At 34.3% G+C, this 11,936-nt stretch carries 11 protein-coding genes; 3 read left to right on the top strand and 8 right to left on the bottom strand.

The window, feature by feature from the left end:
• Window positions 1–8: 8 nt before the first annotated feature.
• Together ACLTBU_RS09240 and ACLTBU_RS09235 are read right to left on the bottom strand one after the other, a co-directional pair.
• Window positions 9–929: a carbohydrate ABC transporter permease gene (locus tag ACLTBU_RS09240; RefSeq protein WP_249332187.1), complete on the bottom strand. Its 921-nt coding sequence runs from the start codon at window positions 927–929 to the stop codon at window positions 9–11.
• Between the two features lie 15 nt (window positions 930–944).
• Window positions 945–1,913 (bottom strand): ABC transporter permease, encoded by a 969-nt coding sequence (locus ACLTBU_RS09235; protein ID WP_249332188.1) that lies wholly within the window; start codon window positions 1,911–1,913, stop codon window positions 945–947.
• Window positions 1,914–2,120: 207 nt separating this feature from the next.
• Here ACLTBU_RS09235 and ACLTBU_RS09230 point away from each other — a divergent pair, with 207 nt between their 5' ends.
• A complete protein-coding gene (locus tag ACLTBU_RS09230; protein WP_249332189.1) occupies window positions 2,121–4,307 on the top strand; it encodes a helix-turn-helix transcriptional regulator in 2,187 nt (728 codons plus the stop codon).
• Here ACLTBU_RS09230 and ACLTBU_RS09225 read toward each other — a convergent pair.
• The 3 genes from ACLTBU_RS09225 to ahpC form a co-directional block, all read right to left on the bottom strand.
• Window positions 4,304–4,939, bottom strand: coding sequence for a GNAT family N-acetyltransferase (locus ACLTBU_RS09225; RefSeq protein WP_249332190.1), 636 nt, complete (start codon window positions 4,937–4,939; stop codon window positions 4,304–4,306). The two genes, ACLTBU_RS09230 and ACLTBU_RS09225, sit on opposite strands and share 4 nt — an antisense overlap.
• An 83-nt stretch (window positions 4,940–5,022) precedes the next feature.
• Window positions 5,023–5,619, bottom strand: coding sequence for an NAD(P)H-dependent oxidoreductase (locus ACLTBU_RS09220; protein ID WP_249332191.1), 597 nt, complete (start codon window positions 5,617–5,619; stop codon window positions 5,023–5,025).
• Window positions 5,620–5,873: 254 nt separating this feature from the next.
• Window positions 5,874–6,437 (bottom strand): alkyl hydroperoxide reductase subunit C, encoded by a 564-nt coding sequence (ahpC, locus tag ACLTBU_RS09215; protein WP_249332192.1) that lies wholly within the window; start codon window positions 6,435–6,437, stop codon window positions 5,874–5,876.
• 168 nt (window positions 6,438–6,605) lie between these two features.
• Here ahpC and ACLTBU_RS09210 point away from each other — a divergent pair, with 168 nt between their 5' ends.
• Both ACLTBU_RS09210 and ACLTBU_RS09205 read left to right on the top strand, forming a co-directional pair.
• Window positions 6,606–7,406 (top strand): SDR family oxidoreductase, encoded by an 801-nt coding sequence (locus ACLTBU_RS09210; protein ID WP_177671360.1) that lies wholly within the window; start codon window positions 6,606–6,608, stop codon window positions 7,404–7,406.
• Window positions 7,407–7,562: 156 nt separating this feature from the next.
• Complete coding sequence (locus tag ACLTBU_RS09205) at window positions 7,563–8,963, top strand: MATE family efflux transporter (RefSeq protein ID WP_412218640.1); 1,401 nt, start codon at window positions 7,563–7,565, stop codon at window positions 8,961–8,963.
• A gap of 47 nt (window positions 8,964–9,010) precedes the next feature.
• Here ACLTBU_RS09205 and ACLTBU_RS09200 read toward each other — a convergent pair whose 3' ends face one another.
• From ACLTBU_RS09200 to ACLTBU_RS09190, 3 genes are all read right to left on the bottom strand, one after another.
• On the bottom strand, window positions 9,011–9,241 hold the full coding sequence (locus ACLTBU_RS09200; protein WP_177671358.1) for a glutaredoxin domain-containing protein: 231 nt from the start codon (window positions 9,239–9,241) through the stop codon (window positions 9,011–9,013).
• Complete coding sequence (locus ACLTBU_RS09195; protein ID WP_412218639.1) at window positions 9,238–10,182, bottom strand: NAD(P)/FAD-dependent oxidoreductase; 945 nt, start codon at window positions 10,180–10,182, stop codon at window positions 9,238–9,240. The genes ACLTBU_RS09200 and ACLTBU_RS09195 overlap by 4 nt, the downstream gene beginning before the upstream one ends.
• A 185-nt stretch (window positions 10,183–10,367) precedes the next feature.
• Entirely contained in the window at window positions 10,368–11,864 is a 1,497-nt protein-coding gene (locus tag ACLTBU_RS09190; RefSeq protein ID WP_412218637.1) for a sulfatase-like hydrolase/transferase, read from the bottom strand.
• Between the last annotated feature and the right edge of the window lie 72 nt (window positions 11,865–11,936).

The following is an 11,936-nucleotide window of genomic DNA, read 5'->3' as shown; positions in this document are numbered from 1 at the left end:
AAATCCTATCATCCCTTAACTGCTCCAATCATTACCCCTTTAACAAAGTATTTTTGTATAAACGGATAAATGATAAGCACTGGCACTGTTGCAACAACGATAACGCCATACTTTACAACTTCTACTAATGTATTCATTTCTGCTAATGTCTCTGCATCTACCACTCCTCCCCCATTTGCCGCTTGCTGCTGCATCATTTGGAAGGATAAAAGGATTTCTCTTAAAACCAGTTGCAGTGGATACTTATCTGTATCATTAAGATAAATCATGGCATTAAAGAAAGAATTCCAATAGGCAATAGCACAATATAAAGTAATAACTGCAATAATAGGTTTAGATATAGGTACTACAATCTCAAAGAAAAATCTCTGATTTGTACAGCCATCTACAAAGGCAGCCTCTTGAAGCTCCTTAGGTATACTCGATACAAAGAAAGACCTGGCAATAATAATATTGTAAACAGAGACACTGCCTAATAAGATAATAATAGTCCTTGTATTAATCAGATTAAGCTGTTTAACAACTAAGTATAAAGGCACCAGCCCACCTGAGAAATACATAGTAAAGACAAATATACCCATCAAAAGATTACGCCCTGGTAAATCTGATCTTGAAAAAGCATAGCCTGCTAAAATCGTAATACTTACCCCAACTAAAGTTCCCATTACTGTATAAAATAGAGTATTCGCATAGCCTGCCCATAACTTCGTGTTTCCCAAAATATTATTATACCCTATGAGTGAAAAGCCTTTTGGATATAGTAACAAGTCCCCTGAGTTAACAACTGCTGGACTAGAAACAGAAGCAACCAATACAAAATAGAGTGGATAAGCTACAATAATGATAATGGCCATAATCAAGATTAAAGTAATCATACTAAAGATACGGTCTTGTGTTGTTTCCTTTATTTTAGTACTTCCTGCTTTCATTTTCTCTCCTCCCCTCTACCATAAACTTGTTCCGGATATTTTCTTAGCAAATCGATTAACTCCTATTAAAATACAGAAGTTAATAATATTATTAAATAAACCTATCGCTGTGGAATAACTATACTGGGCATTCACTAACCCCATCTTATATGTATAAGTCGAAATAACTTCAGACATTTCTAAGTTCAAATCATTTTGCATAAGTAATACTTTTTCAAAACCTACATTCATAACTTGCCCCATATTTAGAATAAGCAAAATCGTAATAGTCGGTAAAATAGCTGGAAAATCAATATGTCTAATACGCTGTAATTTACTTGCACCATCTATAATAGCTGCTTCATGAAGTTCTGGGCTTACCCCTGATAAAGCCGCAATATAAATAATAGATGCCCATCCTGTTCCTTGCCATATACCAGACCATACATAAACATGTCTAAACCATTCCTTTTGTCCTAGGAAGAAAATAGGATCTCCTCCAAAGAATTCAATAACGGTATTAATAAACCCTGTTCTTGGTGATAAAAAGATAGACAACATACCTACTAATACAACTGTAGAAATAAAATGAGGTGCATAAGTAATGGTTTGTGTTAACTTTTTTAATTTTTCATTTTTAGTGTAGTTAATCATAAAGGCTAATAAAATCGGAATTGGAAAAGAAGCTACTAAAGAATATAGACTAATAGAAAGGGTATTTTTTAGTAAATCCCAGAACATAATTGAATCAAAAAATTTCGTAAAATGCTTAAACCCTACCCAAGGGCTACCTGTTATCCCTTCATATGGTAAATAGTCTTTAAAAGCTATTTGAATCCCATACATAGGCCAATAGTTAAAGATAATGATATAAAGTAAAGCTGGTAATAAGAAAAAATAGAGGATATAATTTCTTTTCATTAATATCCACATATGTTTTAGACGTGCTTTTTTCGCTTCTTTAGCACTTATCTGTGTGTCAAATGCCACTTCTCCCTTTGTCATGGCTTTCATTCCCCCCTTTTTGTTTTGTACTTTTATCTAATCACGAAATATTTTTCTAGTAAATATTCAATATTTTTATCATAATCTTTTTTTGAATAGTTTGTTTTTTGTGCAAATCCACCAGTTTTTAACTTGAATACATAGTCTTTATATGTTACTTTATATTTAATCGAACTCATACTATTTTTTGAAAGGAGTTGGCAGTTTTTGAATACTAATATTTTGAAAGAATTTAGTAGACATGTAAGCTCTTACTTTTTCATTATCTTTATTCCTATTGTTTTACTTAATATTTATTATCAAAATTATTTTCTCGATTTATATAAGGGGGAAATCATTTCTCAGAGCAGTAACAACTTAAATAAACTACAGCTAAATTTTGACTATAAAATAGATTTAATTCATAAAGTATCCCTTGAACTTATGAGCAATGCATGCTTTTCTAATGCCTATATTTCCAATAATGTAACAGCTTTTTATCATATCTTTAATGAGCTTAATGCAGCCAAAAGGTTAGATCCTGCATTTTTAGATATCTATTACTACAACAAAGTTACCCCTCATACACTCTACTCTTGCAGTGGGACCTATAATCCAGAAACCTACTCTAAAATTAATCCTCAATTTTTGGGGCAATATACAAATTTTCAAGATAAATTAAATACTATTGAAACACCTCAGTTTTACGCACATTCTTTTAACATCTTTTTATCAGACAAGCCTGCTATTGAATACATTATTCCTATACATAATCAAGCTGCTTTTTTCATCTTTAGAATTGACCCTAACTTTTTTGAGGATACACTAAACAATATGTCTACACCAAATGCCACTTTCTATACTTATATTTTGGCGGATAATATAATGCTTTATAGTAATGCACCTTCTGCTCATCCATTATCTCTTGAAGCATTACCTCCTTTAGACTCTTTTTCACTACAAACAACTTATCAAAACGAGTACTACATAAGTCAAATTGCTTCTCCTTCAACACATTTAACTTATGTGAGCATTATTGATGAAGATTTATTGCTTGGTAAAGTAAAAATGCTGTCTCAGAAATTTATTTTACTTAATGCTTTTATTCTTTTAATAGGTTTTATGATTACTTTCCTTTTAACCCACAGATACTATAAACCTATTAGGAAGCTCCTTTACTCTTTGGACCAGTTTAACTTTAATCTTCCTAATCACCTTCATACTTTAGATAAAATAGCTATGGGCATGAATCTTTTAGAACACGATAATAAGCGTCTTCATTATGAAAAGTGCCTTTTAAAATTATTAGGTGGAACTTATAAAGATATTTATACTTTTAATATTAGTGCACAGCCTTATGGTATTACGCTCCATCACGAAACCTTTAAAGTCATTACCTTAAGTGCACTTCCTACTTATACCTTTAACGAAAAAGATATCCTTTTTCTACAGGAAACTAAGGTACTTCCTATGGACTTTGTGGATTTCCATTATCTCCATCATGTTTCACATAATATGTATGTTTTTATTGCTTTTTATGAAAGTACTGATGCAAGGACTTTAAAAGAAGGCTTAATAACTTTGCAAGGTACACTATCTGCTACTTTATCCATTCCTTTCGCACTCTGCATAAGCAGTGCGTATAAAGATTTAAGTGCAGTACCTTATGCTCTGTTAGAATGTAGTAAGCTTACTCAAGATACCTCTTCTCTTCATACAAACGCACCTGCCTTCTATGAAGAAACTTGCTTAGGACATTCGTCTCATCTCTACTATCCAGAAAATGAATTATCAGGTCTTCAAGATGCTATTACAAGCTATAACTTGGAAAAAGTAGAATTTTTTATTCATACCCTTATAGATTACATTCAGCAATTGCATGATTATCATCCTCTACTTTTACCACTTGTTTATAGTGTAAGTCATACACTAAAAAAAGGGGCTAAAGCACTTAATATTACACTTAACCCTTCTTTAGACATACCGTTAAGCCCTGCTCATTCTCTATCAAAGACATACTTTATTGACTATATCCATACCCTAACTAAAGAAATTACAGCTGTTATCCAGCTTCATACAGCACCTTCTAGCTCTTTATCTATTCAAACGATTATAGCTTATATCGATCAACATTATTGCGAGTATGATTTATCTGTTTCATCTTTAGCTGACCATTTTAATTTATCTGTCTCTAACTTAAGTCATCAATTTAAAACAGCTACAGGCGTTAACTTATCTACTTACATTAACTCGCTTCGTATAGAACAAGCCAAAACTCTTCTATGTACAACTTCTATGACTGTCTCGGAGATTTCTACAACTATTGGTTATACGCAGTCCTCTAGTTTTATAAGAAGATTTAAGCAATTCACAGACCTTACACCTGGTGAATTTAGAACACAAAAAGGAAACTAGAAATGCTCTATGTCTTTATCATACAAATAGATTTCTATTTCTTTTAGTTCATTGACCAAATTTACTTTTTGCTTTCCTATTTTTCTAAACCCTTGACGATCATAAAAAGTATACTGACACATTGTATCCGTTAACAAATAAAAGTTTTTTGCCTTGGTCTGTTTCATATATTCCAAAAACTGATGGATAAGTGTTTTGCCTATGCCTACTCTTCTATACTGTTTATCTACTATAAGTAGAGTAAGCTCTCCATCGAACTGTTGCTCCTTATCTCCCATAAGCTCTTTATAGTTTTGCGAGAAGTCCCGATGAGCTTTAAGCGTCTTCCTACCCTCTTTTAGAAGATGCAGATAGATAAGTCTGCTTAAAATGCCAGCTGTGTAGGGCGTCCACGCTACTTTTTTAGAATGTTTATTATTTCTACCACATACAATGCCTATGACTTGCCCTTGATGCTCTACAACCTTTGTAAAGGTACTGTCCTCTAGGCAGCTTCTTAAATACACTTGAAGTACAATCTGCCTTACCTTATTGTTTGGTGTAATCTTTTTAAAATATCCTGTCATATCTAGTAATTTTTTCAGTGCCTCATAATCTTTTTCTTGAATGTCCCTATAAATAAATTTCTGCATCCTATCCCTCTTTTATTTTATGTATAAGTCTAGTATAAAACATAAAGGGCCTGTAGCAAATCTTTTGCATCAGACCCTTATTTCTAAAATGTTTCTGCCATTTTAGCTGCTCTTTTAAGTGCTTCTTCCATTCTCTTTTCAATATCTGTACCTGAACGATTCATATTATCAAGTTCAATAGTTTCAAATGCTTGAACACCAAAGAAACCGAGTAAAGTTCTTAAATATCTTACCCCCATTTCATAAGGTGAATCCGTATAAGCACCTCCTCTTGTTACAATGTAAACAGCCTTTTGATGTTCTAAAAGTCCTACTGCACCTTCATGCGTATATTTAAAGGTAATACCTGTTACACTTATATAATCTAAATAAGCTTTTAAGATAGCTGGAAAGCTTAAGTTCCACATAGGTGCTGCAATAATATATTTATCTGCCTCTGCAAATTGGTACGCATATTTTAGTACCCTATGATTTCTATTTACGCCATCCTTGGGGCCATATAAAGCCTCTAAATCTTCTGGTCTTAAAAAACCAATGGCCTCTTTATAAAGGTCTAGTGTAATAACCTCATCTTGTGGATGAGATTTTTTATAGACTTCTACAAAATGGTCCGATATTCTAAAGGTTTTAGATTCCCCTTCTTTCTTTATATTGGCCTTGATATATAGTATTTTACTCATATTAAACTCCTTTACCTTTAAACAATTTATTCCTGTCAGCTTACATCATACTTATTCATCCGTTTACCTGCTATAGGTAACTAAATCAGCATGAAAAGAGGAGATATACTCTATGCTTAAGTTCTAAAGAACTTTTCTCTATAAAAAAATAAGATAAAAGAGGAGGAATCATCCTCTTAACTCTTTTATCTTATTTCGCTGTCTATGCTTTAAACTATTTGCTATCTGGTTTTAGATATTTTAAAGACTACCTCTTAAAGTTTCCCTACAAGATCAAGACTTGGTGAAAGTGTTTCTGAACCTGGTTTCCATTTAGCTGGGCATACTTGGTCACCATGAGCTGCTACAAATTGTGCAGCTTGAACTTTTCTTAGAAGTTCGTCAGCATCTCTACCAATACCTAGATCATGTACTTCATAGGCTTTAATTATGCCTTCAGGGTTTACAATGAAAGTTCCTCTTAAAGCAAGCCCTTCTTCTTCAATAAGCACTTCAAATTGTCTTGCAAGTGCACCTGTTGGGTCTGCAAGCATTGGAAATTTAATTTTACCAATTGTTTCTGATGCATCTGCCCATGCTTTATGCACGTAATGAGTATCTGTAGATACAGAATAGACTTCACAGCCTATACCTTTAAAAGCTTCATAATTATCAGCGAGATCACTAAGCTCTGTAGGACATACGAAAGTAAAATCTGCTGGATAGAAGAAAAATACTGTCCAGTGTCCTTCAAGACAACTGTTTGTGATTTCTTTAAATTGTCCTTCATGATAAGCTTGTACTTTAAATTCTTGAACTTTTTTTCCGACTAATGACATAGCTAGCCTCCTTTTTTTATAACTCCTTATTTAGTATTTATCTTCCTTATAAAACTATTCTTTATCTCCCTAAAGATCTTTATCAATTATTTCCTTATAGATACTGTGTGTTAAAAATACTTCTACTGCTTATACTAAAGATTATTTAAAACTTAAAGGAGCCTAATTATGAAAAAATTAGAAAATCAAGTTGCACTTGTTACCGCGGCTACAAAAGGTATTGGGCTTGCTTGTGCCCTAAAGCTTGCCCAAAATGGCGCTACCATCTATATGGGAGTTAGAAGAATCGAGGCGACTCAGGAAATTTGTGACCAGTATAAATCTCAAGGCTTTAAAATGTTCCCTATTTATTTTGATGCTTATAAAAGCGAAACTTATAAGGCTATAGTAGAAGAAATTATTGCTAAAGAAGGTAGACTTGATATATTGGTTAACAACTTTGGTGTTGGCAAACCTGAAACAGATTTAGATTTAGTGAAAGGGAGTGAAGAAGCTTTTTTAGAGCTCTTTAAACTTAACGTAGGTACTGTTTATGGCATTAGTAAAGCTGCCGTTCCACACATGATGAAACAAGGAAAAGGTAGTATTATTAATATCTCCTCTATCGGTGGTGCTATCCCTGATGTAACACGCATTGGCTATGGCGTTTCTAAGGCAGCTGTTAATAATATTACACAGCAAATTGCTATGCAGTATGCAAGAGCGAATATTCGCTGCAATGCTGTACTACCGGGTCTTACTGCTACGGATGCTGCGCTTAATAATATGCCTCAATCTTTTATTGATTCCTTCCTAAGTCATGTTCCACTTAACCGAATGGGTAAACCAGAAGACATTGCCAATGCTGTTTTATTCTTTGCTAGTGACGATTCTTCTTATATTACAGGAAATATTATGGAAGTAGCAGGTGGTTATGGTCTTGGTACACCACAATATGGAGATATTATGAGGCACTTACACAAACAGTAACAAGAATTCTAAATAAAAAGTGGGAATTTATATCTATCACTCTGTTAAATTCCCGCTTTTTATTATGTTCTTTTATTGAGTTCATAACTTAGGCACACTAAAGAAAAGAATCATGCTATACTTGTACTGTAGATTTATTTGAACTGGAGGTTAAACATGACAAAAACTCAATCTATATCACGTAGTCAGCTTCTAGCTACGGAAAAAACAGAAAAATTGATTTTCAAATTTGCTATACCGAGTATTATTAGTGGCCTTGTTAGTGCACTCTATAATATAGTGGACCAAATTTTCATTGGACAAAGTATTGGTATTGTAGGTAATGCTGCTACTAATGTAGCCTTTCCTCTTTCTATTTTATGTACTTCTCTTGCCTTACTTCTAGGTGTAGGTGGAGCTGCTAACTTCAATCTCTGTCTTGGAGCTGGCAATAAAGAAGAAGCTGGTAAGTTTGCCGCTAATAGTGTATCCCTTATGGGTATTATTGGGATTATCTTAGCTATTCTAGTGAATCTTTTTCTAAACCCTTTAATGATTGCCTTTGGTGCTTCTGGTGAAGTACTGCCTTATGCACTGACTTATACAGGTATTACTTCTTTAGGCATACCTTTTCTTATTTTTTCTATTGGTTGCAGCAACATTATAAGAGCTGACGGTAGTCCAACTTACTCTATGCTCTGTACTTTAGTGGGTGCCTTACTCAATACCATTCTTGATCCTATCTTTATGTTTGGTCTAGATATGGGCATTGCCGGGGCAGCTCTCGCAACTGTTATTTCTCAAATTATATCCAGTATCATGGCACTTGCTTACCTCTTACGTTTTAAAACGGTGCCACTAAAGCTCGCTTATTTTAAACCTAAAGCGCATATTGGCCTTAAAATTACTACTTTAGGAGCATCTCCTTGCTTTAATCAGCTTGCTATGATGCTTGTCCAAATTATCATGAATAATACTTTAACTTACTACGGCTCACTTTCTCCTTATGGTAGTGATATTCCACTTGCCTGCGTAGGTGTTATTTCGAAAGTAAATATTATTTATATGGCTTTTGTATTAGGGATTGCTCAAGGCTGTCAGCCTATTATGGGCTTTAACTATGGGGCTAAAAATTATAAAAGAGTTAAACGTGCCTGCCTGCAGGCTCTAGGAGCAGTATGTGTTGTATCCCTTATTGCTTTTGCAAGTTTTCAACTGTTCCCGAGACAAATTATTAGTTTATTTGGTCAGGGCGAAGAACTTTATTTCCATTTTGCGGAGCGCTACTTTAGAATTTTCATGTTCTTTACTTTCTTAAATGGACTTCAGCCTATGTCTTCCTTCTTCTTTACTTCTATAGGAAAGGCTCAAAAAGGTATTGTACTTTCGCTTACAAGACAAATTGTTTTCCTTATTCCACTTATCCTGATTCTACCACGTATCATGGGTATTGATGGTGTGATGTATGCAGGTCCAGTTGCTGATGGCGCTGCTGCTCTTTTAGCTACCTTCCTTTTAACGAGACAGTTTAAAACTTTAGATAAGCTTCAGTTACAAAAAGAAACAGCCATCTCCTAAGTGGGAACATGGCTGTTTCTTTTTGTCTACTCTAGTTTCTCTAAATATTATAAGTTTTTTAATGCTTCATCAATTTGTTGTTTGTCAAATCCAATAATTACAGATTCTCCAATTGTTGTAACAGGTACAGTTCTTTGGCCTGAAACTTCAAGAACGATTTCACGGTCTGCTTGAGCATCTGCTACCGTTACAACTTCATAAGCTACACCTTTTGTATCTAAATATTTTTTAACTTTTTGACATGGTCCACACCATTCTACTGAATAAACTTTAATCATTTTGCATTCTCCTTATTTTCTGTAATATATTTTTCAGCTTTTAGCGCTGCAATAGTGCCGTCTGCTACAGCTGTTGCAATTTGTCTAAATTCTTTTTGTCTAACATCTCCAGCTACATATACACCTTTTACATTCGTCTGCATACTTTCATCAGCTTTAATATAGCCATCTTCTCCAACCTGAATGAAAGGCTTAAATAAATCTGTCTTAGGCTCTGTACCAATATAGCCAAAGATAGCCTTAAGTGGTATTTCTATTACTTCATCTGTCTTTGTATGTTTCACAAGGGCCTTTTCTACAAAGTTATCCCCCACTACATCTATAAGATCATGGTCGTAAAGAATTTCAATATTAGGCACTGCTTCTACCTCTTTTAAAGTTTTAGCTTCTGCATGGAAAGTATCATATCTTCTAATGATAATAACCTTTTTAGCGATCCTTGCTAAGTACATAGCTTCCTCAAGGGCTGCGCTACCACCACCTACTACACCAATGACCTCTCCTTCATAACTTGAGCCATCACATACCGCGCAGTAATGGATACCTTTTCCTAAATAGGCTCTTTCATTTGGAATCGGTAAAGACCTAGGCTTAGCCCCTGTTGCAATAATAACTGCACGTGGCTTATAAATAAAGTCACCTGTTTCAATAATCTTTTCATCATCTGTTAGTGTAACTTTTTCTATAAAGTCAAACTCATCAATAACCGCGCCTTCGCCTGTGGCTTGAGCTTCCATTTTTTCTGCAAGTTCTACGCCTGTGATCTTTGCAAAACCTGGATAGTTTTCAATGGTATAACTCGACCTTACCTGTCCGCCAATAATATCATTTTCAAGAATAAGTGTTTCTAAATTAGCACGTGAAGCATAAATACCAGCTGTAAGCCCTGCTGGGCCCGCCCCTATAATGATTAAATCTATTTCTTTTTCCTGTTTATTCATAGTTCTCTCCTTCACATGGATGCTAAGCATAATGCGATTCTTCCATATTATTATATGCTAATTATTATTATTTAGGAAGTATTTTAGCACAAAAAATAAGAAGTACTACAAAATATGTCTTTATAGCACTTCTTATACTTTATTTGCTTATTTATTAAAATTTTAATTTTATCTAAAGGAAATGTTTATGCTTTAAAAGCAGGTTTACCTTCTGCCCTTGCCCCACATAAACCAATTTGGCCATTTCCTGTTACAGCCTCACCTTTACCATCACGTGTTGGATCGACATATTCAAGATACCATGCTTCTAATTTCTGTTTCATCATAGCCTTCACTTCTTGATAGCTTACTTCATCTACTACATTATGCTTCTCATCTGGATCATTTTTTAAATCGTAAAGTTCGTGAGGCCCATAAGGATAGCGATGAATATACTTCCACTCTTTTGTACGAATCATACGGTTAGGGCCGTATTCATCAAAGATTACAATATCCCTGTCTACCACTTTTCCTTCACTACCTTCTAAAACAGAAGCAAAACTGCTACCTGGTAGATGATCTGGAATTTCATTTTCTAAGCCTAAATAAGTCATTATAGTTGGGAATAAATCGTAATGACTTAGTAAAGTTTCTTCCACTTTCCCACTTACTGTAGCACCTGGAACACGCATAATCATTGGTACTTTTACAGCCGTATCATAGAGATTAAGTGGGAAAGTTCCATTACCTTTTCCAAAAATCCCATGATGCCCCATACTCATACCATTATCTCCTGTAAAGATAATGAGCGTATTATCCATTAAACCATCTTGCTCTAACTTCTCTAGTATTCTTCCTACATTTTCATCCATAGCTGTAGTCGCTGCTGCATAACCTTGAATCCATCTTCTCCACTGCTCTTTACCTTGTTCATCTTGTCCATACTTCATACCTGCCCATGGATGTGCTGGTTCAAATGGAATGGAAGTAAACTGACAATCTTCATATAAATCATAGAAACGTTCTGGGTGTTGATGCTTATCCCATGGTGCATGAGGCGCTGTATAATGTATACTTAAATAAAACGGCTCCTCTTTACCTTTTTGCTCCTCTAAGAAAGTTAATGCATTGTCTGTAATATAATCTGTTACATAAACTTTTTCCTTCATAACAAACTTACCATTTTCTAGTACAACAGGATAGTAATAATTATCTCCACCCATAGCAAGTGTTTTCCAATATGTAAATCCTGCCTGTGGTATAGCACTGTTACCTAAATGCCATTTACCACTTAAACCACATGTATAGCCATGTTTATTTAAAACCTGTGTAAAACAAGTTTGTCCTTCTAAATAATTAAGCGCTACATCACCTTGAAGTTGGTCTTTTGGCCAATTATAAGCCCAGTGTCTCTCCTCATTTTTAAATTCACTTTGAAGCTTCTCACTTAAATCGCTTTCACTGGCATGTCCTTTACTAATCCAATCATGAATACCATGTTGTGAAGGAATTTTACCTGTAAAAATAGAACCTCTTGCTGCAGAGCATACAGGTGACGCACAGAAAAATTCATTAAAACGTATTCCTTCATTGGCTAAACGATCCAGGTTAGGTGTAAGAATATCTTTATTGCCACTACACCCCATCCCCCAGTGACCTTGATCGTCAGTTATAATCATTACAATATTTGGTTTCTGATTCATAGCTAGCCTCCTAGATTTAAAATTCTCCGAATATCACATTAAATTATACTTAATTTTATAATTTAATACAAG

The organism is Zhenhengia sp., from assembly GCF_046966505.1.
Lineage (GTDB): Bacteria > Bacillota > Clostridia > Lachnospirales > Cellulosilyticaceae > Zhenhengia > Zhenhengia yiwuensis.
This window is presented reverse-complemented; position numbering and strand designations above follow the sequence as displayed.

What these genes read in the sequence shown, in the direction of transcription:
- ACLTBU_RS09195 (WP_412218639.1), bottom strand. Translation starts at nt 10,182, where the DNA reads ATGAATAAACAGGAAAAAGAAATAGATTTAATCATTATAGGGGCGGGC.
- ACLTBU_RS09210 (WP_177671360.1), top strand. Translation starts at nt 6,606, where the DNA reads ATGAAAAAATTAGAAAATCAAGTTGCACTTGTTACCGCGGCTACAAAA.
- ACLTBU_RS09240 (WP_249332187.1), bottom strand. Translation starts at nt 929, where the DNA reads ATGAAAGCAGGAAGTACTAAAATAAAGGAAACAACACAAGACCGTATC.
- ahpC (WP_249332192.1), bottom strand. Translation starts at nt 6,437, where the DNA reads ATGTCATTAGTCGGAAAAAAAGTTCAAGAATTTAAAGTACAAGCTTAT.
- ACLTBU_RS09190 (WP_412218637.1), bottom strand. Translation starts at nt 11,864, where the DNA reads ATGAATCAGAAACCAAATATTGTAATGATTATAACTGACGATCAAGGT.
- ACLTBU_RS09205 (WP_412218640.1), top strand. Translation starts at nt 7,563, where the DNA reads ATGACAAAAACTCAATCTATATCACGTAGTCAGCTTCTAGCTACGGAA.
- ACLTBU_RS09225 (WP_249332190.1), bottom strand. Translation starts at nt 4,939, where the DNA reads ATGCAGAAATTTATTTATAGGGACATTCAAGAAAAAGATTATGAGGCA.
- ACLTBU_RS09235 (WP_249332188.1), bottom strand. Translation starts at nt 1,913, where the DNA reads ATGACAAAGGGAGAAGTGGCATTTGACACACAGATAAGTGCTAAAGAA.
- ACLTBU_RS09200 (WP_177671358.1), bottom strand. Translation starts at nt 9,241, where the DNA reads ATGATTAAAGTTTATTCAGTAGAATGGTGTGGACCATGTCAAAAAGTT.
- ACLTBU_RS09220 (WP_249332191.1), bottom strand. Translation starts at nt 5,619, where the DNA reads ATGAGTAAAATACTATATATCAAGGCCAATATAAAGAAAGAAGGGGAA.